The 20189-nt window shown below is 69.8% G+C and carries 17 protein-coding genes; 7 read left to right on the top strand and 10 right to left on the bottom strand.

Annotation, left to right across the window (positions count from 1 at the left end; all coding sequences use genetic code 11):
- Positions 1–303 precede the first annotated feature (303 nt).
- Positions 304–3432: an ATP-binding protein gene (locus tag ACFVXA_RS09020; protein WP_390024397.1), complete on the top strand. Its 3129-nt coding sequence runs from the start codon at positions 304–306 to the stop codon at positions 3430–3432.
- On the opposite strand, the gene ACFVXA_RS09015 is transcribed toward ACFVXA_RS09020, so the two are convergent.
- Positions 3413–4204 (bottom strand): ABC transporter permease, encoded by a 792-nt coding sequence (locus ACFVXA_RS09015; protein ID WP_362025160.1) that lies wholly within the window; start codon positions 4202–4204, stop codon positions 3413–3415. The genes ACFVXA_RS09020 and ACFVXA_RS09015 overlap by 20 nt on opposite strands.
- Positions 4201–5172, bottom strand: a complete 972-nt coding sequence (locus ACFVXA_RS09010) for an ATP-binding cassette domain-containing protein (protein WP_362025163.1) — start codon at positions 5170–5172, stop codon at positions 4201–4203. Before ACFVXA_RS09010 ends, ACFVXA_RS09015 begins: the two co-directional genes overlap by 4 nt.
- Positions 5173–5469: 297 nt before the next feature.
- Between ACFVXA_RS09010 and ACFVXA_RS09005 the strand changes: the two genes are divergently transcribed.
- Positions 5470–5607, top strand: a complete 138-nt coding sequence (locus ACFVXA_RS09005; RefSeq protein WP_383747846.1) for a hypothetical protein — start codon at positions 5470–5472, stop codon at positions 5605–5607.
- Between the two features lie 66 nt (positions 5608–5673).
- On the opposite strand, the gene ACFVXA_RS09000 is transcribed toward ACFVXA_RS09005, so the two are convergent.
- On the bottom strand, positions 5674–6612 hold the full coding sequence (locus ACFVXA_RS09000; RefSeq protein WP_390024442.1) for an Ig-like domain-containing protein: 939 nt from the start codon (positions 6610–6612) through the stop codon (positions 5674–5676).
- Between the two features lie 143 nt (positions 6613–6755).
- Between ACFVXA_RS09000 and ACFVXA_RS08995 the strand changes: the two genes are divergently transcribed.
- The 3 genes from ACFVXA_RS08995 (at position 6756) to ACFVXA_RS08985 (ending at position 8505) form a co-directional block, all read left to right on the top strand.
- Positions 6756–7268 carry a cytochrome P450 gene (locus ACFVXA_RS08995; protein ID WP_390024395.1) on the top strand — a complete coding sequence of 171 codons (513 nt, stop codon included), beginning with the start codon at positions 6756–6758 and terminating at the stop codon, positions 7266–7268.
- 320 nt (positions 7269–7588) lie between these two features.
- A complete protein-coding gene (locus ACFVXA_RS08990; protein ID WP_383747840.1) occupies positions 7589–8023 on the top strand; it encodes a VOC family protein in 435 nt (144 codons plus the stop codon).
- 104 nt (positions 8024–8127) lie between these two features.
- On the top strand, positions 8128–8505 hold the full coding sequence (locus tag ACFVXA_RS08985; RefSeq protein WP_390024393.1) for a dihydrofolate reductase family protein: 378 nt from the start codon (positions 8128–8130) through the stop codon (positions 8503–8505).
- 187 nt (positions 8506–8692) lie between these two features.
- On the opposite strand, the gene ACFVXA_RS08980 is transcribed toward ACFVXA_RS08985, so the two are convergent.
- The 5 genes from ACFVXA_RS08980 to ACFVXA_RS08960 form a co-directional block, all read right to left on the bottom strand.
- The gene (locus ACFVXA_RS08980) at positions 8693–9607 is read right to left on the bottom strand and encodes an RNA polymerase subunit sigma-70 (protein WP_389748791.1); all 915 of its coding nucleotides are present in this window, start codon (positions 9605–9607) and stop codon (positions 8693–8695) included.
- 11 nt (positions 9608–9618) lie between these two features.
- Entirely contained in the window at positions 9619–10173 is a 555-nt protein-coding gene (locus ACFVXA_RS08975; protein ID WP_362025182.1) for a dihydrofolate reductase family protein, read from the bottom strand.
- 453 nt (positions 10174–10626) lie between these two features.
- The gene (locus ACFVXA_RS08970; protein WP_390024391.1) at positions 10627–13380 is read right to left on the bottom strand and encodes a bifunctional YncE family protein/alkaline phosphatase family protein; all 2754 of its coding nucleotides are present in this window, start codon (positions 13378–13380) and stop codon (positions 10627–10629) included.
- A gap of 4 nt (positions 13381–13384) precedes the next feature.
- On the bottom strand, positions 13385–14743 hold the full coding sequence (locus ACFVXA_RS08965; protein WP_389748788.1) for an ABC transporter permease: 1359 nt from the start codon (positions 14741–14743) through the stop codon (positions 13385–13387).
- A complete protein-coding gene (locus ACFVXA_RS08960; protein ID WP_362025190.1) occupies positions 14740–15681 on the bottom strand; it encodes an ABC transporter ATP-binding protein in 942 nt (313 codons plus the stop codon). The genes ACFVXA_RS08965 and ACFVXA_RS08960 overlap by 4 nt, the downstream gene beginning before the upstream one ends.
- A gap of 721 nt (positions 15682–16402) precedes the next feature.
- On the opposite strand from ACFVXA_RS08960, the gene ACFVXA_RS08955 reads away from it, so the two are divergent.
- Positions 16403–16597, top strand: coding sequence for a hypothetical protein (locus ACFVXA_RS08955; protein WP_390024389.1), 195 nt, complete (start codon positions 16403–16405; stop codon positions 16595–16597).
- Between the two features lie 160 nt (positions 16598–16757).
- The gene (locus tag ACFVXA_RS08950; RefSeq protein ID WP_390024387.1) at positions 16758–17315 is read left to right on the top strand and encodes a hypothetical protein; all 558 of its coding nucleotides are present in this window, start codon (positions 16758–16760) and stop codon (positions 17313–17315) included.
- 278 nt (positions 17316–17593) lie between these two features.
- On the opposite strand, the gene ACFVXA_RS08945 is transcribed toward ACFVXA_RS08950, so the two are convergent.
- Both ACFVXA_RS08945 and ACFVXA_RS08940 read right to left on the bottom strand, forming a co-directional pair.
- Positions 17594–19123: a CoA transferase gene (locus ACFVXA_RS08945; protein WP_362025197.1), complete on the bottom strand. Its 1530-nt coding sequence runs from the start codon at positions 19121–19123 to the stop codon at positions 17594–17596.
- An 83-nt stretch (positions 19124–19206) separates the two neighbouring features.
- Entirely contained in the window at positions 19207–20166 is a 960-nt protein-coding gene (locus ACFVXA_RS08940) for a 3-hydroxyacyl-CoA dehydrogenase NAD-binding domain-containing protein (protein ID WP_390024385.1), read from the bottom strand.
- Positions 20167–20189 lie beyond the last annotated feature (23 nt).

The raw sequence follows: 20189 nt of genomic DNA, 5'->3' as shown, positions 1-20189 counted from the left end.
CTACACGACCGGTCGCGCGCCGCAATGGCCTAGAGACGCTGGAGTCCCGCAGTGTCAGCAGCTCGCAACGAGGCAGGTACGTGCCGTTACGGGCAGAGTTGGCCGACGCGCAGCGGCACAGGCTGCGGGCAGGGCTGCAGGCACGGCGGCGGGATCGGTTGGCCCGGGTACAGGAACGGTCGGCGCGGCTGTGCGCCCGGCGCCCGGGCGGCGGGCGCGCGTTGGGCGAGAGCCCGCCCGCGCAGCGGGAGTTCGGCCCACGGCGGGAGTTCCGGCGGCCGGCGCCGTGGCTATTCTGCACGGATGACCACCGACCTGACCCTGCTGCCGCGTGTCGCCTATCGCGGACAGGAGGTCACCGCGCCGCGGCTCCGCGGTCTCCTCGCGCTGCTCGCGGGCGACGTGCGCACGGGCTGCAGCACCGAGCGGCTTGTGGCCGGGCTGTGGCCGGACGAGTTGCCGGAGCGGCCGGGAAAGGCGGTGCAGGTCCTCGTGTCCAGGGCGCGGGCGCAGCTGGGCGCCGACGTCCTCGCGAGCACGCCGACCGGATACCGGCTCACCCTCGCCGAGGACCAGGTCGACAGCTCCGCCCTGCTGCTGCACGCCGCCACGAGCGCGGACCGGGCCAGGGCCGGGGACTACGCGGGATCGCTGGCCGCGGCCGAGGCCGGACTCGCGCTGTGGGAGGGCACTCCTGACGGGGCCGACGGCACCGACGACCCCGTAGCCGCGTTGCGCACCGAGCGCGCCCCCGTCCGCGACACGCTCGTACGCGCGCAGGCGCTCGCGCTCGCTCGCCTGGGACGGCATGCGGAGGCCGCCGGGCCGCTGGCCGTGGCCGCCTCGGAGCATCCTCGCGACGAGGAATTGCTCGCCGAGCTGCTGCGCGGCGAGGCGGCCACGGCGGGCCCGTCCGCCGCGCTGACGCGGTACGAGGCGTACCGCCGTGAGCTGCGCGAGACGCTCGGCACGGATCCGGGCGCCGGACTCAAGGCCGTACAACAGGAGTTGCTGCGCGGCGAGGCACCTGCGGTCAGGCATGGCGTGCCGCACGAGCCGAACCAGCTCCTCGGCCGGGACGAGGACATCGCGGCGGTGGAGCGGCTGCTGCGCGCCTCCCGCGCCGTCACCGTCGTCGGCCCCGGCGGCCTCGGCAAGACCCGGCTCGCGCACGCCGTCAGCCGCCGGGCCGAGCAGCGCGTGGTGTATTTCGTGCCGCTCGCCGGCGTCACCGCGGACGAGGACGTGGCCGCGGAGGTGGCCTCCGCGCTCGGCGCGGGCGACGGGCGGCCCGGCGCCATGAGCGGCCACGACCCGGTGTCCGGCATCCTCGGCGTGCTCGGCTCCGGGCCCGCTCTGCTGGTTCTCGACAACTGCGAGCAGGTCATCCGGGGCGCCGCCGACCTCGTACAGGCCCTGGTCTCGTCCTCGAAGGACCTGCGGCTGCTCGCCACCAGCCGGTCCCCTCTGGGCCTCACATCGGAGGCGGTGTACGCGCTGCCGGAGCTCGGTCTCGGCACCTCGGTCGAGTTGTTCACGCAGCGGGCCCGGGCCGCCAGGAGCGGCGTGGAGCTGCCGCCGGACGCGGTCGCCGAGCTGTGCCGCCACCTCGACGGGCTGCCGCTCGCCGTGGAGTTGGCGGCGGCGCGGGTGCGGGTCCTTTCGGTTCCTGACATCGCCCGCCGCCTCGGCGACCGGTTCGCGCTGCTGCGCGGCGGGGTGCGGGGCGTGCCGGAGCGCCATCGCACGCTGCACGCGGTCGTGGAGTGGAGCTGGAACCTGCTCTCCGAGGACGCCAGGGCGGCGCTGCGTACGCTGTCCGTCTTCCCCGGCGGCTTCTCCGGCGAGGCGGCGGAGCGGGTGCTCGGCGAGGACGCACTGCTTCTGCTGGAGCAGGTGGCCGATCAGTCCCTGCTCACCGTCGCCGACACCCCGGCCGGTGTGCGGTTCCGGATGCTGGAAACCGTACGGGAGTTCAGCGCGGCGCGACGTGCGGAGGCGGGCGAGGACGAGGAGGCCGTCGGCCAATTCCTCGCCTGGACACGGGACTTCGGGGTCGCGTACCACGACGCGCTCTTCGGCTCGGAGCCGCCGGCAGCCTGGGCGCGGATCAGGGCCGAGCAGGACAACCTCGTGGCGGCCCTGCGGCACGCCCTGGCCCGTACGGACGGTCCCGCCATCGCCGCCCTCACCGCCGTCCTCGCCGCTCTGTGGTCCACCGAATCCAACTTTCCCCGCCTCGCGGCCCTCGCCGCGGACACCGGTCCACCGCTGTCGCACTACCACCCCGAGCCCGAATACGTCGAAGTCGCCCGCACCGCCGCGGTGTTGGGCACGGTGACCGTGTTCATGGGCCCCGGCCCGCGCGCCGTACGCCAGCTTGTCACCCTCCGGCGGCTGCCCCCGGCCCCGCCGGACACGCTGATGCGCGCCACCGCGGTCGTGCTGAGCGCGGTCCCCGAGATACGGCCTCCCGACTACGCCGTGCTGCGCGGACTCTGCGACAGTGAGCAGCCGCTGCTCTCCGGCATCGCCGAGTGCCTCGCCTGCTACGTCTGGGAGTTCGAGCACGACATCGACCGCGCGCTCGCCTCGGCCCGCCGGACGGTCGTCGGACTGGCGCCGGTCGACAATCCTTCCGTGCAGCTCATGGTGCATTCCCGGCTGAGCGAGCTGTGCCTGCGGACGGGGCAGGGCGAGGAGGCGTACAAGCACCTCAAAACGTCGCTCGACGTGCTGCCGCGGCTCGGCGACGGGCACGACTACATCGGCATCCGCTCGCTCCTCGTCCTCGCCTGTCTGCAGCGCGGCGACCCCGACGAGGCCGAGTACTGGCTGCGGCAGGCGGAGAGCGACAACACCCCGCAGCAGGACGACTTCTACCGGCCGGACCTCTGCGGGCGCGCCGAGATCGCGCTCGCCCGCGGACTGACGGAGGTCGGGCTCGGCCTGTGGCGCGGCGTCGTGGAGCGCATGCTCGCGGCCGGCTCGATGCGCGGCGACGACGCCTGGCTCGACCCGTGGGCCTTCCTGATCCAGTCGGTGGCAGTGACGGCGCACGCGCACGCCGGCCGACTCGGTCTGGTCGCGGAGGTGGTCGACCGGCTGCGCCGGCGGCTGCGGACGCTCCTCTCCGATCCGGTCGGCTCGCCCTCCGAGCTCCCCTTGTTCGGGACGATGCTGCACGCCCTCGGCATGGCGGGACTCGCGTCCGGCGACACCGCTGCCGTACGGATGATCGTGCTGGCCGAACGGCTGCGGGTGATGCGGGAGTTCCAGCCGACGATGTCGGCGGACCGCGCCCGGAAGGCGGCCGAGGACGCCGACGGGGCGGCGTATGCCGACGCGGTGTCGGAGTACGCCGCCCTGGGGCGGGACGAGTTGCGGGAGGCAGCCCGCGCTGTCATGGCGGTTACTTCGGGTCGCGGTTGAACGACGCCGTCGACCAGCGGTAGCCGAGCACGGTCAGACCGACGCACCAGGCGATGGCGATCCACCAGTTGTTGCCGATCTCGGTGCCGAGCAGCAGGCCGCGGAGGGTCTCGATGGCCGGCGTGAAGGGCTGGTACTCGGCGATCGGCTGGAACCAGCCCGGCATCGTGTCGGCCGGGATGAAGGCGCTCGAGATGAGCGGGAGGAGGATCAGCGGCTGAGCACTGTTGCTGGCGGCCTCGGCGTTCGGGCTGGCCATGCCCATGCCGACCGCGATCCAGGTGAGCGCCAGGGAGAACAGCGCGAGCAGCCCGAACGCCGCCAGCCACTCCAGGGCCGTGGCGTCCGTGGACCGGAAGCCGATGGCCACGGCGACGGCGCCGACGAGGACCACGCTGGCGACGCACTGGATCACGCTGCCGACGACGTGCCCGACGAGCACGGACCCGCGGTGGATCGCCAGCGTCCGGAAGCGGGCGATGATGCCCTCGTTCATATCGGTGGCGACGGACACCGCGGCCCCGATCACGGTGCCGCCGATGGTCATCATCAGGATGCCCGGGACGATGTAGGCGATGTAGTCGGAGCGGTCCGCGCCGCCGCCACCGATGCCCGCGCTCATCACGTCTCCAAAGATGTAGACGAAGAGCAGCAGCAGCATGATCGGCGTGAGCAGCAGGTTCAGGGTGAGTGAGGGGTAGCGGCGCGCGTGCAGCAGGTTGCGGCGCAGCATCGTGGACGAGTCGCGTACGGCGAGAGAGAGGGCGCTCATCGGACATTCTCCTTGGGCTGGTCGGGGACCTTGGTGCCGCCGGTCAGGGCGAAGAACACGTCGTCGAGGTCGGGGGTGTGCACGGTGAGCTCGTCCGCCTCGATGCCGGCCGCGTCCAGCCAGTCGAGGATGGCGCGCAGCTCGCGCTGGCTGCCGTCGCTGGGGATCTGCAGCGACAGCGCCTCGTCGTCCCGGGTGACCTCGCGCAGGGCGACGGCGGCGGACCGGTACGCGGACGGGTCGGAGAACCGCAGCCGCACGTGCCCGCCCGGGACGATCCGCTTCAGCTCGTCGGCGGTGCCCTCGGCGGCGATCTTGCCGTCGCTCAGCACCGCGATGCGGTCGGCGAGTTCGTCGGCCTCATCCAGGTACTGGGTGGTGAGGAAGACGGTGACGCCACCGGAGACCAGCTCGCGGATGATCCCCCACATGTTGTGGCGGCTGCGCGGGTCGAGGCCGGTGGTCGGCTCGTCGAGGAAGATGATCCGCGGGTTGCCGACCAGCGTCATGGCCAGGTCGAGGCGGCGCTTCATCCCACCCGAGTAGGTGGAGGCGGGCTTCTTCGCGGCCTCGGTGAGGTCGAAGCGCTCCAGCAGCTCGGTGGCGGTGCGGCGGCCCTCGCTGCGGGAGAGGTGGTGCAGGTCCGCCATGAGGAGCATGTTCTCCTCGCCCGTGATCAGGCCGTCGACGGCGGAGAACTGCCCGGTGACGCCGATCGCGGCCCGCACGGCCTGCGGGTCGGCGGCCAGGTCGTGGCCGCCGACGTGCAGGTCGCCGGCGTCGGCGGTGATGAGGGTGGAGAGGATCTTGACGGCGGTGGTCTTGCCGGCACCGTTCGGGCCGAGCAGAGAGAAGACGGTGCCGGCCGGCACTGTCAGGTCGATGCCGTCGAGGACTGTCTTGTCCCCGTAGGCCTTGCGCAGCCCCTTGGCCGCGATGGCGGGTGAGTGCGATGTCGTTGTCGTCATGCCGCAGAGATTGCGGCAGGGCGCATTCAACGCGCATTCAGGATGGTTTCAGCGCCCTGGAACCGGGCGGCGGAGGGCAGTGCCTCCTTACCCTCCCTGCCATTGCGGCCTCCCTCGGCGCGGCTGTCGCCGCGCCCTGTCGGCGCCTTCGACGAAGACGCGCCGAAGCCGTCACCGCCACCGATCCGTCTGCTGCTGCCGGGTCCGCGGCTCCGTCACGCGGCCAGGCAGCAGCAAAGCCTTGCAACATTCGCAGGTTGGGACAGCTGGACAGACCGCATAAGGGCAGACGTCGCCGTGACCTCAGGCCAGGCACTCCTGGACCTCGGCGACACCGGCCGCGCCCACCGGCTCGTCACCGAGGGCGAGGGCCTGCTGTCCGCAGCACGGGACAGCGTGTTCCTTGCGTACCAGGCCCCCAGCCACCTCGACTGAAAGGAACGTCAGCCATCGGCTGAGCGCCGACCATCGAGTGCGGATCGGCGCGGCCACCGCAGCGCATCACAGCGTCGCGGTCGTCTCCTTCCCGGAGGCGCTGCCCACGAGCCACTCGTCCCATCCCAGGTTGAAGTCGGCGTAGCCGTTGTCTGCCGGGGCCTTGGCACGGGGCGAGCCGGTGATGGTGACGGGGTCGCCCTGCTTGACCTGGCCGTAGAACCACTTGGCGTCCGAGATGGACAGGTGGACGCAGCCGTGCGAGCCGCGGGCGCTGCCGCTGCCCGGGGTGGGGTCGCCGGTCGAATAGTGCACGTACGTGCCGGACTGGGTCAGGTGGACGTCCCAGGGCAGCGTCAGGTCGTAGTAGTTGGGGCTGCCCTTTTGGCAGCTGATGCCAACGCTGCAGGAGGTCATGTGGACCTTCTCCTGCTTGTCGATGACGGCCATCGTGCCGTTCCACGTCGGATACTGTGCGCTACCCGCATTGATCGACAGGGTGCGTACCGCCTTGCCGTTTCGGGTCACCTTCATGGTGTGCCCGGTCACCGAGACATCCGCGCGCACGTCGTCGCCGATCGTGAAGGAGTGCGTGTAGTTGTGCACGCCGTAGCGTCCGTTGCCGTTGCTGATGCCCTTCACGTCGGCGTCGATCTTCACCTTCGTGCCGGAGGGCCAGTACGTCTTCGGTCGCCAGTCGGCGCGCCTGTCGCCGAACCAGTGCCAGGCGCCGACCACCGGCTGCGAGGCGCTCACCTTCATGTGCTGCTCCACCGTGGCCCGTGCCTTGGCAGCCACCGGGTTCGTGAAGACCACCGAGATCGGCATGGCCACGCCGACCGTGGTTCCCGTCTGTGGGGTGATCGTGTCCAACAGCATCGGCGGGCCCGCGGGTTTCGTCGGTGACGGAGAGGCGCTCGCACCCGGCTTCCCCGACGCCTTTGCGTCGCCCCCGCTCGCCGTGTCACTGCCGCCCCCGCCGCAGGCACTCGCGCCCACCAGCATCACACCCGTGACGAGTGCGATCCCTATGCTGCCCTTGCGCCGTCCCACGTCCTGCCCCGCTCTCTCGCTCTTCGGCCCTGACGGGGCCCGACTCCCTGTCAGACAGCAACGACGTTGCCACGGTTGCACGCGTCGCGTAAAACGTGTCTCAAGACTCGGTGCGCACCGCCGAATCGGGGTCCTTTAGGAGCCGGCGGGCCGGCGTCATCGGCTGCTACACCCAGCCGAGACCTCGATCAGTGCCACACCGCCACCTTGACGCGGTGCGGGCCCAGCCCGCGCGCTGGGCGGCACCGAATGGGCGCAGGTCAACGACCGGGTGTCGAGACCGTACGTGCGTTTGCGGGCGGCGGGAGGACGTGGCGATCTGGCGCAGGGCGGCAGCCGGCTGGCCTTCGAGCGCCCGCTGCGCCACCTCGACCGTCTACAGCCCCTACCTCCTCCACCGCCGAACCGACCTCTGCACAGACCCCGGTCGCTTCGCCCCGGACCGATGGGAATCCGGCCACACTCCGCCACCGCTGCGGGAGGCGTACATCCCCTTCGGCGCGGGACCCCGCAAGTGCATCGGCGACCGGTTCGCTTTCCACGCGACAACGCTCACCTTGGCCGTGATCGCCGCCCGCTGGCGCCGTGGACCAGATCGCACCATGTGAGCACCGTCCCCTCAAGGAATGCCGCAGCTTTCGAATAGCAACACTTCACCAGCGTTCCGGCACAGCACCTGAAGGCTGTCCCGTAACTCACCTGCGGGATGAGGGTGATCGGCAGCTGCCGGCGGGAAACGCGGCGAGGGCCGTGGGCGCGATCTGGTCCGGAGCGGCGGGCAAACCCTTGGAGGCAGCGGCATCGGTTCACCCCCAGCGACCGCCCGACACAGCAGCGGCCAGCAGCGGCCGGCAGCGGCCGTCCTCCCGACAACTTGCCGATCCTCACCGGGAAATGAGCGACAGATCCTCCCTGCTATGGTGCGCCGATGTCATCGATCAAGCAGTTCCAAGTCACCTTCGACTGCGCAGAACCTGAGCGCGTCGCTCGCTTTTGGTGCGAGGTGTTGGGGTACGTCGTGCCGCCTCCACCGGAGGGGTTCGCCACTTGGGACGATTTCGGCCGCTCGCAGCCTCCTGAAGATCAGGGTTCATGGTTCGCATGCGTCGATCCCTCCGGTGTGGGTCCGCGACTGTTCTTTCAGCGCGTTCCCGAAGGCAAGGTGGTCAAGAATCGGCTGCATCTGGACGTGCGGGTCGCCACCGGACTCGTGGGTGAAGAGCGCCTGGCCACGCTTGAGGCCGAATGCGCACGACTGGTCGCGCTCGGCGCGGTACGCGAGCGACTACTGCCTGCCGATGACGACAACGAGTCGTGCCTGGTGATGCAGGACATCGAGGGCAACGAGTTCTGTCTCGACTGAGCATGCTCCGAGACGGCGAGGTGGGGAGCCGTCTCCCTTGAGCCTCTCTTGTGGCCTTCAGCCTGCGCGTCTTCCAGCCGTCGTTGCCGGGATTCAGGGCGAACATGCTCATTCGCTATGCAGAGGAGGCGCCCTTCCACACCCCGGTCTTCGTCGTGACGCACGAGAAGTGTGACCCGTGGGAGCGGCCCGGCGGCACCACGTTCCACTTCGTCAACGACGGCATCGAGCACGCCCTCGACCAGGCACGCGAGGCCGCCGGCGACCGCGACGTCCGCATCGTCGGCGGCGGCGCGACGATCCTGGAGTACCTGAACGCCGGCCTGGTCGACGAGTTCTCGATCACGCTGTCACCGGTGCTTTTCGGCGCCGGCACCCGCCTGTTCGACGGTGTGGACGCGTCCAGGGTCGCGCTGGAGCAGGTCCGTTCGGAGCCGTCGTCGCGGGTGACGCACCTGACCTACGCCGGGCACCCACGGTAGCCGCGCCACCACTCCACCCTGGCGACCAGAGCACCCACGGCGCACACGCTTGAATCAGCAGGCCAAGGGCCAGCTGCGCATAGCCGCTATGTGAAAGGAACCCGTTCTGCGGCCGCGCCGGGCCGACTTCTCGGATGGCCGCCGTGAGCTCAAGCTCACCCAGAAGTCGACCTGCGGGCCTTCACGCTCACACGGACATAGGGAAGCCGAACCGCTTGACGAGCCCCGGATCCCCGAACGCGTTGATTCTCGCGATGCCCGACGGGGTCACGGTGAGCAGGAGGATGCCGTAGGCCTGGCCATCGAGGTAGCCGACCGCCGCGGGCTGCCCGTTCGCGCTGGTCGGCATCAATCGCCACGTGCCCGGCGAGCCCAGGACCTGCTGCACGAGATAGGGCACGCAGGTGGCACGGCCGGAGAACCAGGTGCGCCAAGGCGTCGCCTCGACCCTGGCATCGACACGCAGTAGCTGTTCGAGCGCCGCGCCGTCGGCCTCTTCGACTGCGGCGATGTAGTGGGCGAGGACGGCGCTCAGCTCGCCGGGCTCGACCGCTTCCTCGACGTCAGGAGGCGCCTGTTCCAACCGCGCACGTGCGCGCTGCAGCGTGCTCTTGACCGCTGCCGTGCTGCTGCCCATCACCTGCGCGACGTCCGACGCGGGCCACGCCAGGACGTCGCGCAGGATGAACACCGCCCGCTGGCGGCCCGGCAACTGCTGGAGCGTGGCGATCAGCGCGATCCGCAGGCTGTCGCGGGCCACGACGATGGCTGCCGGGTCGAGCATCGAGTCGGGAATGGGCTGAACCCACTGCGCTTCCGTAGCGACCGGCGGGTTCATGGGGTCGTCGGCGGGTCCGCCGAGGCCCGACGGCAGGAAGCGCCTACTGCGGTGCGACAACGCGGAAAGGCACGCGTTGGTGGCGATCCGGTGGAGCCACGTGCGCACCGACGACCTGCCCTGGAACGCCTCGTACGAACGCCAGGCACGCAGGTAGGTCTCCTGGACCACGTCCTCGGCGTCGTCCACCGATCCCAGCATGCGATAGCAGTGCCCCAGCAGCTCACGCCGGTAGGGTTCCGTGTCCGTCGCGAAGTCACCCATCCCGATCGACCCTACGGGGCGTAGGTGAGCGTGACGACTCCTGTGGCACCCGCCGTTGCGGACACGAACCGCAGCGAGCCCGGCACCGCGCTGTCGAAGAGCCGCTTTCCCTCGCCGACGAGAAGGGGGTGGACGCCGAGGTTCAGCTCGTCGATCAGGTTGTGCTGGAGCAGGGTTCGCATCAGCGTGGAGCTGCCGTACATGACGATGCTGCCGCCGGGCTCCTGCTTGAGCTTCGCGACCGTCTGCGCCGCTTCGCCGGTGAGGGCGACGGCGTTCCAGGGCAACGGGCCGCGCAGCGTCCTCGTCACGACGAGCTTGGGAATGTTGTTCATCGCCTCGGCATACGGCCCCGTATTGCCCGACCACGCCTTCTCGATGATCTCAAAGGTCGCCCGCCCCAGCAGGAAGGTGTCGCTCGCCAAGAGAGCGTCGGTGGCCCGCTGCCGCGAGATGTCGTCGAAATAGTCCAGTGCCCAGCCGCCGCGTTCGATCTCGCTGAATCCACCAGGATCCTGGGCCACGCCGTCAAGCGTGACGAATGCCCCCGCGATGAGCTTGCGCATGATGGTCTCCGTCCTCGGGGTCGGACGTTCCGGCCCTCAATATGAAGACTCCGATCAGCTCCGAGAGGAATCGGTCGGTGTGCCGGGATCGGTCGGGGATTCGCGGCGGCTGCCGTCAGGCTGCCTACTGCTCCAGCCGTAGACCGCGGCTCCATGACTGCTGGGCGGCCTGCCGGTGGTAGTGACAGGCCCGGGCGCGGGCCTGATGGCGTCGTCGCCGTGACCGCTTCTCGCCACCAGTGTTCCGCGGCGGCGCAGCACCCGATCCCGCCTGCGGTCCAGGAAGCGTACGGTCCGGCCGATCTCAGGTGGTCAGCCCTCCGCTCGAGCGGACATCGATCGTCCGAGTTTCCGAGTCCACATCCTGGATGTGCCGCACAAGGGACAGAAGAGGGCCCCTGGACAGCGGTGACGCCGGCCAGGGGCCCCGCCCCTTGATGCGGTCAGCCTGGGTCAGCCGTCGGACTCCGACGACGGGATGTAGGCGCCCGGCACGTCCTGCGGCGCGAAGATCTTGTCCTCGCCGGGGTACGGCTTCGTCCACTCGTGCGTCTGGTACCACGTGAAGTGGTTCATCTGCGCGGGGTTCGCGAAGTCGGGAATGGCGTGGGGGCCGGTCAGCCGCTGGTGCGACTTCCAGTCCTCCCACTTCGCCGCGACCGCCTGCTTGTCCGCCGGCACCTTCGCCGACGGCACGGCCGCCGCACTGGGGTTCTGTGGCGCCGGGGTGTCCAGGCCGCAGGCAGGCGGAGTCTTCAGACCGTCGGTCAGCGACGTCCGGTTGGGCAGTGCCGTGAACGGTGTGTAGTCCGCCGTCTTGGTGAACGCCCCGGTCATCGGGGTGGCCGCGCTGTCCTTCTGGTTCATCGGGTGGATCCCGAGGATCTGCTCGATGGTGCGGATCATCGTGATCTGGGAGTAGTAGTGGTTGTCGACGGTGCCGTGCTGGGCCCAGGGGCTGATGATCTGTATCGGGGCACGGTGGCCGTCGACGTGGTCGAGGCCGGCCTGGGAGTCGTCCTCGACGACGAAGATCGCCGAGTCCTTCCAGTACTTGCTGTGCGAGATCTCGTCAACCATCCGGCCGACGGCGAGGTCATTGTCCGCGACCTGAGCGGCCGCGTTCGCCGGACCACCGGTGTGGTCGTTGGAGAGCCAGAACATGTTCAGGTTCGCCGGACCGTTCTTCTCGAAGTCCTGCTTCCAGATCTGCTCCTTGTAGATGTCCGGGACGCTGGTGTCGAACAGCGGGAAGCCGGGCACCGACACCTTGTTGAGCGACGGGATCGCCGAGCCCGTTTGGATGGGGTAGGCGGTCTTCTGCCCGGTCGCCTGCATGTTCTTGGTGTCGCAGTACAGGTTCTGCCAGGACGCGCCGGCCGGCTTGCTCTCGAACGACTGGAACTCGCCGAAGTCCTTGACGGACTTCCCGGCCGCCTGCGCACCGGTCCAGATGAAGCCGGACTTCTGGTGGCCGAGCGCGTCGTCCTCGGTGTCGTAGCTGCGCGTGTACTCACCGGCCGAGGACTCGGTGTACTCCGGGTCGTCAGCCTGCATCAGCCAGTTGTGCCCTTCAGCGGAGTTCGTGCCGATGTCGTACGTGTTGTCGTACAGCCCGAACTGCGAGGCCAGCGCGTGCTGGTTCGGCGTCACGTTCTCGCCGAACTGCGTCACCGACGGGTCGCCGTTGCCCTGCGGCATGTCACCGAAGACCTGGTCGTAGGTCCGGTTCTCCTTGACGATCATGAAGACGTGCTTGATCGTCGAGGGGGCGCCGAGCCGCGCCGGGACCGGCGCCGGCTTCTTGTTGCCCTTGCCCTTGTCCAGCGAGACCGAGCCGCCGGTCCAGCCGTTCTGTTTGAAGACCTTGCTCGTCTCGGACCTGATGACGCTGTCGTCCGGCAGCGTGAACTGCGTCAGGCTCGACGTCGTGTCGTGGGTGCCGTGCTGGGCCTTGTTGGTGGGGCGGCGGGCGTCGATACCACGGGTGTTGGAGACGACCACGTTCTTGCCCACGGTGGTGATCTCCGCGGGGAAGTAGTCCGTCGGGAGCAGGCCGACGTAGCTGGCCGGCTCCTGCGGGGACTTGTACCGGTAGACGGCGACGGCGTTGGCGCGGCCGAGCGTCACCAGCAGGCGACCGTCGTCGGTGAGCGTCACCGCGTTGGGCTCGTAGCCCACCGACGCCTCCGGCCACGGCTGGGTGGCGATGGTCTGCACGACCTTGTTCTTGCGTGTGTCGATGACCGACACATTGTTGTCGGCGGTGTTGGTGACGAACACCGCCCCGTTCTTGGCGTACAGGGCGGTCGGGTGCAGACCGACGTCGATGCTTCCGACGGGTGCAGCCGGGTCCGCCAGGTCGATGACACTGACGGTGCCGGTGGTGGTGGCACCGGTCTCCGGGTTGGCCGGCACCTGGGTGCCGTAGGAGTTGATCGTGGTGTCGCCGGCCTTGGCCGGACGCCCGCCCTCGTTGCTGACGTAGAGCTTGTTGCCGACCATGGCGACGCCACGGGGCGCGTTGCCCACGGCCCAGCTCTGCTTGACGGTCCCGGTCGCCGCGTCGATGGCGACCACCCGGTTCTGGCCGTTGACCGCGGAGAACACGGTGGAGCCGTCGGCCGAGAACACCGCCGCGCCCACCAGTGCGTGCTTGGAACCGTCGGCCGGGATCGAGATGGCCGTCGGGTTGGAGAGGGTGCCGTCCGGGTTCACGGTGAACTTGGTGTAGCCGTCGCTCTGGCCCAGCCACAGCTGCGAGCCATCGGGCGAGTACGCCGGGGCCTCCTGGCCGACGGCGCCGCTCGTGATGCGCAGGTCGTCCGTCGAGGCGATGCCGACGCGCTGCTTCACCTGCCCGGTCTTGAGGTCCATGACGACCAGCGACGCGTCACCGTCGGCGATCGAGGCCGCGAGATGGCTGCCGTCCGGGCTGACCGAGGATGACATGATCTTGCCGTTGTTGATGACGGTGCGGCTGCCGTACGGGGCGATGTACTGGTCGCTCGAGATGACCTGGCCGTTGGCGGTGACCTGGCCGACCTGCTGGGTGCCGAACTGGCTCGTCGAGGCAACTGCGGTGCCCGTGACGGCGAGGGCGACAGCGATGCCCGTCGTTACCAGAGTGGTCCGGCGGCCGACGCGTCTACCAAAAAGGTTGATCTGTTCCTTCTCGTTACTCCGACGCTGCCGTACTACCTGCATGGAATTATCCCTTCGGGGCGGTGTCGAGCAGGTCGACGTTGCCGTCGAACTGCCAGAGCGGGTTGGGTGCGTCCCCGGTCGGGGTGCGGACCAGGAAGTAGCCGTTCACTTCCTTCGGTCCGTCGCCGTCGGCCATGAAACGACCGTCAGGTGTGACGTCGAGCTGGTAGATGGCCGTCCCCGCGACGTCGATGCCGGGGAGATGCCAGGAGACGACGCAGCGCCAGTCGTTGCCCGGCCCCTGGGCAGCGACCTTGACGCTGCCCTTGTCGCACGTCGCCGTGGCCTTCAGCTGTGCTTCTGTCACGGCGGGGCGGTTGAGTTGCCCGGTCTGCAGGCGATAGAGGTGGGCGAATGCGGTGGCGACCGAGCGCTGCACTTTGTCCTGCTCGATCCCGGAGCCCGTGGCCGTGGTCGCCGAGGCGACGACCGCGATCGTCACGGCGACCAGTCCGGCGAGCGGCAGGACTCCGGCGGTGAACGCGCGGCGTCCCGAGCCGTCGTAGGTCGGGTTGGTGAAGTCACGCCGGGTGAAAAGCGCGTAGGCCAGCACGGTGGCGGTCACGGTCCACAGCAGGCTGACCACGATGCCGATCAGGAGCGGGCCGAGCTGTGCCGGGCTGGTGAACAGACCGTTCCAGGCGATGAAGGCGTAGCTGGGCAGGGCGAGGCGTACGGCGACGGGGAGCGGCATCATCTGGGCGAGCTGCATCGCGAGCGCGACGAGCGCGGGCAGCAGCAGTCCCATCGGGGACCGCCCCAGCGCGACGGACCCGAGCAGTCCGATCGCGGCGAGGGCCAGGGTCGGCGCGAGTACGCAGACCCAGGCGAGGAGGACCTTGCCGCCGGCGCCGGCAGGCGTCAGCAGGTGGCCGTCGAGGCCGACCAGCGGCTGATTGCCGACCGCCACGACGCCGCCGGCCGCGCTGGAACAGGCCAAGCCGGCCACGAGCAGCAGGATGACGGTGAGGCTGGCCAATGCCTTCGCTGCGAAGATCCGTCGCGGCGACCGTACCGCCACGAGCAGGTGGCGCCAGGTACCGAGCCGGTCCTCGGAGGCGAACACGTCGCCGGCGACCACCGAGGTCAGCAGCGGCAGCGCCCAGCTTCCCGCGAAACCGAGCATCACCAACGGTCCGGCCCACCCCGTGGCGTGCATCCAGCGGCCGAAGAGGGTGTCGACGGGGAGCGTGCTCTGCCGGCTCACCGCGGCGACGAAGAGCGCCGGCACGATCCAGCAGGCGAGGACCAGCAAGCGGATCCGCCATTGCGAGACCAGCTTGACCAGCTCGAAGCGGTAGCCGCGCGGAACCGAGACGCGGTGGACAACGGCAGCGTTGTCGTCGGCGATGGTCGCGGTCAACGCCCGGCCTCCTTCTGCTCGGTGAGGGTGAGGAACGCCGCTTCGAGCGGCGACACCACGGGTGCGAGTTCGCGCAACGCGATGCCCGCGTGCACGAGTTGCACCACCAGCTCGTCGAGGGCGGGCACCAGCGCCCGCACGACGAGCACCTCGGCGTCGTGCCGTGCCCCGGCGTCGTCGACGACCCGGATCCCGGCCGTGTCGACGGCCAGTTGACGGGCGGCCCGCGGGTCGGAGGTGAGCAGCCGGTAGTCGAGTTCGCGGGTCTCGGCGGCCAGCTTGCTCAACGGGCCGGAGAAGACGACCCGTCCAGTGGCGACGATGGTGACCTCGGAGCACAGTGCCTGGAGGTCGTCCATGCGGTGGCTGGAGAGCACGACGCTGGTTCCGTCCGCGGCGAGCCGGGTGAGGACACCGTGTACGTGTCTCTTGCCGGCCGGGTCGAGGCCGTTGGACGGTTCGTCGAGCACGAGCAACCGGGGCTTGGTGAGCAGGGCGGCGGCGAGCCCGAGCCGCTGACGCATGCCGAGGGAGAAGCCGCGGACCTGGTCGTCGGCGACATCGGTGAGCCCGACCTCGTCGAGCACGTCGTCGATGCCCATGGTCCGCGCGTCGTGGCCGCGGAGAGCGGCCAGCGCGGCGAGGTTCTGCCTGGCGGTCAGCGAAGGGTAGAGACCGGGCCCGTCCACGAAGCCGGTGACACCGTCGGGAGCGGCGAGTGCCCGCCTGACCGGCGTACCCAGGATCTCGAGGCGGCCGCTGTCGGCGACGGCCAGGCCCAGGAGGAGGCCGAGCAGTGTTGTCTTGCCGGCGCCGTTCGGTCCGACCAAGCCGTGGATCTGGCCCTGCGCCACGTCCAGATCGACGCCGTCGAGCGCGACGACGTCGCCGAAGCACTTGGTGATCCCGCGCGCCCGGACTGCGAGGAGTGTGTCCATGAGCCCCTTCTCTCGAGACACTCAGGGACCTTAGGGACGGCACACAACGCGGGCACAGACGATTGGTTGAACGTACATGGAACGGATCGTCAAGGCGTCGGCAAGTCCGTGTGCACAAAATGGCCAGCATCCAGGCAGACTTGGGCAACCCTTGGAGGCGCCGAGTCCGTACGAAGCACCGTGGGCCCGCGATTCGGTGCGCTACCGGCCCGAAGCGCGCCTGAGGTGCGCTGTGCGGGCGCTGGAACAGCGCCGAATGCGGCCGGTTCGGCGACACCTTGACCCGCCCGCACCTGCATCCGCTCAGTCGGCTCCGCCCCGGCGAACGCGTCCGAACCACGATGACCAGCCACCACCCATGGGGCTTCACCGCGAAGATCCACGTTCACGAGCCGGTCGGCGCATCACTGGACGTCATCCACCGCGGCCGAGAGCCAGGGGTACGTCAACTTGTCCGGAAACCACCGGCGGTGGGAGACGGACGTCACGGCCGGCGCCGCGTGCGCGGTACCGACACCGGGCCGTCCTGAGACAGACATCCAAGGGCGCCCTGTCGAGGATCGCCTCCCACCGTGCGACGCGGGCAGCGACCGTCTTGGGCGGCACCAGGATGTCGGCTTCGGTCGGCACACGAACCTCCTCATCACCTTTTGCGGTTCTTCGAGCCTGCAAGATCACGCCGGCGCGAAGCAAGACCCATCCCAGTGACACCGACGTGACAATGTCCCCCGAGCACGGCCCGCTTCGCGGACACCTGCTCCGCCTGGGGAAGCGCCGGTACGCCGACGCCACCGCGTGCTACACCCTCACCAGCCACCCCGCCCCCGCTCCTCCTGGTGGCCTCGCCACCTACCACCGCGACCTCATCAGCCGCATCAGCCGCATCTGGCGCGGCGTCGGCACGCGTGCCATCTGAACCTCTCCCCCAGCGCCCCGTCGTATGAGGGGATACGGTCCCACGCCCGGGCCGCGATCGGCTCCGAGCGATCCGGACAGACCGGCGGCACGCCGTTCCCGGGTGTCACGCGCCGCCGAAGAGGCAGTATGGAAGCGGTGGTTGGTACTGGGGAGGCGTGATGGACTCGGCCGTGGCGGGCCTGCTGGCGGCGGTGGTGGGCGTGGGCGGCACGCTGGGTTCGGCGTGGTTGACCCAGCGCCGCGGAGACGCGTCCCGCCGCGAGGAGTGGGAACACCTCGAACGCACTCGCCGCACCGAACTGGCGGCCCAGCAGGTGGAGTCGGGCCGTGAGGCCCACAAGGCGGCGTACACGGAGTTCAACGCCGCCGCCCGCCACTACCTGGCAAGCCTGAACGACCACGCCCACGTCCTGCGCATCGGGTACGACACGCAGGAGTCAATGGCCACGGTCGAAGCGGCCCGCGCGGACTATCGCCGCCGATACGCCGAGGCCCAGATGACCGTGCCGGACACAGTACTGACGGAGGTGAGACGGGTCGACATCAGCCTGGGCTCGGTCTACGGCACCCTGGCACGCCTCACTCACGGCACGGCACGCGAGGCCGACGACCTCGGGAACGTACGGGAACAGATCAAGCAGGCCTGGCGAGACCTGTCCAGGATGCGCGCGACGATGCGTACGGATCTGGGGGTGTCGGGACCGTCGCATGAGTGAGCGCAGTCGGTGAGCGGAGTTCCTCGGTCTGCCGCATCGGCACGGGTCTTCTCGCAGGAGTGCGTGCGGGCCCGACGCAATGCGAGAGACGACGAGCGCCTGATGTCGCACGTCGAAGCCCGGTGTGCTCCGAACGGGTGCCGTACGGTGCAGCGGCAGCGGGCACGGGAGGATTGCGGCGGAGCCGCTCGGCCATGACGGCTTGGACGGCTTCGACGAGCTACCGCCGGCGCGGCACGTTGCCGCACTCGACAACCGCGAGGAGCACGACGGGCTGGTCAGCTGTGGCGAGGGAGCCAGACGGGGGCGCTGCTGCCGCGGGGCACCAGGACGTTGCGGAAGCGGCCGGGGGTCTTGGACAAAATGATCTGGTCGGTGACGCCCTGATAGTGGCCGCAGGGGGTGTCGGCGGTGAAGGTGTCCGGGTCGAGGTAGGCGTGCGGAGAGTCGGGGTCCGGGTCGAGGGCGACCTCATGGGCGTAGTCGCGGTCGAAGACGCCGAGGCTGAGGATCCAGGTGGCGACGCGGGTGAGGTTGAGGGTCACGCGGTAGCTGCCGCCCTCGGTGGCGCGGCGCATGAGCGCGGCGAGCGCGCCGGTGGTGGCCAGCCAGGACAGGACGTAATCGTTGACGACGCTGATGTAGGGCAGGCCCGGCGTGCTGGTCGGCCGCGCCGCGATTCCGTCTTCGCCCTCCATCAGCATGATGCCGGTGAGGGCGCCGGCGGTCTGGTCGAAGCCGACGCGGTGGGCCCACGGGCCGCTCTCGCCGACGAGTGAGAAGCTGAGGTGGATGATGCCGGGGCGAACGGCCGCGGCTTCTTCGGCACTCAGGCCGATCTTCTCCAGGTAGCCGGGGCGGCGGTTGGCGTAGAAGAGGTCGGCGCCGCGCAGCAGTCCGCGGATCTTCGCCCGCCCTTCGGGGCCGTAGGGATCGATGGTGGCCGAGCGCACGCCGACGTTGGCGCTGTTGTACGTGGAGTCGTGCTCCAGCTCGTTGGGCCGCCAGATGTTGAGTACGTCGGCGCCGTGCTGGGCCAGGTCCCGGCCGAAGCCGGCACCGGCGATGATGTGGCCCATGCCCAGGGCGCGTACGCCCGAGAGCGGCTGGTCGACGGCGGCGGGCAGGGGTTCGGGCTCGCTGTCGCCGATCTTCTCGATCTTGATGAGCGGTTCCTGGGCGATGTACTCGTATGCCGGTTCCCGGAGGAACTCCTCGGTGGTGCGCAGCATCGGCATGACCACGCCGATCTCGTCTCCGGCCTGCTCCAGGTCGGCGGCGTTCCACTTGGCGATGGCATCGGCGACGGCCTGCTTCTCGGGCCAGACGCGCAGGAGCTTGTAGACGGTGCTCTTGATCTTCGGGTAGGGGTTGAGCGGCATGACCCAGCGGTCGTCGCGTGCCCGGTAGAAGTCGAAGCCGAGCGGGTTGGCCGGATCCGAGGGGGTGCCGCCGGGGTAGCCGTTGAGCAGCTCCCACTTCTTGTCGTAGAAGGGGCACAGCCGGTGCGGGGCCTTGCGCAGGTCCATGGTGATGTCCTGGCCCTCGCCGCCGCGTTGCCGCCAGAGGGCGGCCAGGGCAACGGACTTCGCGGTCAGGCCCAGCGCGGGGACGGCGCCCAGGCGCATGATGCTCGGGACGATCGGGTCGCTGCCGATGAAGGTGATCTTTCCGCCGCTGTCCTCGGGGTGGAGGCCGACCGTGGCAAGGACTTCGCTCAGATCCTGATGGATGTCGAAGCCGTCGTCATGGGTGAGCGGGGTGGCGATGGCCTTCTGGATGCGGTCGGTGAGTTCTTCAGCACTCATGACGAGGTCAGCCTCTGTGGTGTGTCGGGGGCTTCCGATGGCGGTACGGGCAGGGGGTCCGACGGCGCGGTTCCGCGGCCGGCTCAGTCGCCGCTGTCGAACCTGTCGCCGAGGGCGCGCATCACGGCGATCTGCTTGCGGTCGCGTTCGGCGGCGAGTTCGTCGATGGTGCCGCCGAAGTCCTCGGCCTGCTCGGTCAGCAGTTGCTTGGTCGGCTCGTCGAACGCCACTTTCTGCTGAGCCATGTCGGCCCAGCGGCGCTCCATGCCGATACCGAGGTGGCTCATGAAGTGGGGCAGTCCGCCTTCGCCGCCGCCGAGGTGGAACGAGCGGAAGGGGCCGGCGACGGCCCAGCGCTGGCCGATGGACGAGGTGACGATGTCGTCCAGTTCCTGCATGGTGACCACGCCCTCGCTCACCAGATGCACGCACTCACGGAAGATCGCCGACTGCAGCCGGTTGGCGACGAACCCGGGCACCTCCTTGCGCAGCACCTGAGGACGCTTGCCGAGAGCGGCGTAGAAGGCTCGAGCGCGTTCGACCGTCTCCTCGGAGGTCCGCTCGCCCGGTACGACCTCGACCAGCGGCACCAGGTGCGGCGGGTTGAAGGGATGCCCGACGACGAGCCGTCCGGGGTCCTTGAGGACGGTGGCGATCTCGCTGGCGGGAATGCCGGAGGTGGAGGTGGCGAACAGGGCGCCCGCGGGCGCGTTGGTCTCGATGGTGCGCCACATCTCGTGCTTGACCTCAAGCCGCTCCGGACCGTTCTCCTGCACCAGGTCCGCCGCGCGGACCGCGGTGGCCAGGTCCGGCTCGAAGGCGAGCCGGGCGGTGAGCTCGGAGGTGTCCAGCCCGAGCGCCTTCAGCGCGGGCGCGGCCTGTGCAATGTGCCCGCGCACGGTCTCGTCGGAGCCGGGCTGCGGGTCGCTGACGGTGACGGACAAGCCGCGCGCCAGGAACAGCGCTGCCCAAGAGGCACCGATGACACCTCCTCCGACCACGGTGACGTTCCGGATTCCGGCGATGCTGCCGTTCTCTGACATGCGCGATACCTTCTCTTCTCGCT

The organism is Streptomyces sp. NPDC058246, assembly GCF_042881985.1.
Classification (GTDB): domain Bacteria; phylum Actinomycetota; class Actinomycetes; order Streptomycetales; family Streptomycetaceae; genus Streptomyces.
The sequence above is the reverse complement of the archived record's forward strand: the minus strand, read 5'-3'. Positions and strand labels throughout refer to the sequence as shown.

What these genes read in the sequence shown, in the direction of transcription:
- ACFVXA_RS09020 (WP_390024397.1), top strand. Translation starts at nt 304, where the DNA reads ATGACCACCGACCTGACCCTGCTGCCGCGTGTCGCCTATCGCGGACAG.
- ACFVXA_RS09015 (WP_362025160.1), bottom strand. Translation starts at nt 4,204, where the DNA reads ATGAGCGCCCTCTCTCTCGCCGTACGCGACTCGTCCACGATGCTGCGC.
- ACFVXA_RS09010 (WP_362025163.1), bottom strand. Translation starts at nt 5,172, where the DNA reads ATGACGACAACGACATCGCACTCACCCGCCATCGCGGCCAAGGGGCTG.
- ACFVXA_RS09000 (WP_390024442.1), bottom strand. Translation starts at nt 6,612, where the DNA reads ATGCTGGTGGGCGCGAGTGCCTGCGGCGGGGGCGGCAGTGACACGGCG.
- ACFVXA_RS08990 (WP_383747840.1), top strand. Translation starts at nt 7,589, where the DNA reads ATGTCATCGATCAAGCAGTTCCAAGTCACCTTCGACTGCGCAGAACCT.
- ACFVXA_RS08985 (WP_390024393.1), top strand. Translation starts at nt 8,128, where the DNA reads ATGCTCATTCGCTATGCAGAGGAGGCGCCCTTCCACACCCCGGTCTTC.
- ACFVXA_RS08980 (WP_389748791.1), bottom strand. Translation starts at nt 9,607, where the DNA reads ATGGGTGACTTCGCGACGGACACGGAACCCTACCGGCGTGAGCTGCTG.
- ACFVXA_RS08975 (WP_362025182.1), bottom strand. Translation starts at nt 10,173, where the DNA reads ATGCGCAAGCTCATCGCGGGGGCATTCGTCACGCTTGACGGCGTGGCC.
- ACFVXA_RS08970 (WP_390024391.1), bottom strand. Translation starts at nt 13,380, where the DNA reads ATGCAGGTAGTACGGCAGCGTCGGAGTAACGAGAAGGAACAGATCAAC.
- ACFVXA_RS08960 (WP_362025190.1), bottom strand. Translation starts at nt 15,681, where the DNA reads ATGGACACACTCCTCGCAGTCCGGGCGCGCGGGATCACCAAGTGCTTC.
- ACFVXA_RS08955 (WP_390024389.1), top strand. Translation starts at nt 16,403, where the DNA reads ATGTCCCCCGAGCACGGCCCGCTTCGCGGACACCTGCTCCGCCTGGGG.
- ACFVXA_RS08950 (WP_390024387.1), top strand. Translation starts at nt 16,758, where the DNA reads ATGGACTCGGCCGTGGCGGGCCTGCTGGCGGCGGTGGTGGGCGTGGGC.
- ACFVXA_RS08945 (WP_362025197.1), bottom strand. Translation starts at nt 19,123, where the DNA reads ATGAGTGCTGAAGAACTCACCGACCGCATCCAGAAGGCCATCGCCACC.
- ACFVXA_RS08940 (WP_390024385.1), bottom strand. Translation starts at nt 20,166, where the DNA reads ATGTCAGAGAACGGCAGCATCGCCGGAATCCGGAACGTCACCGTGGTC.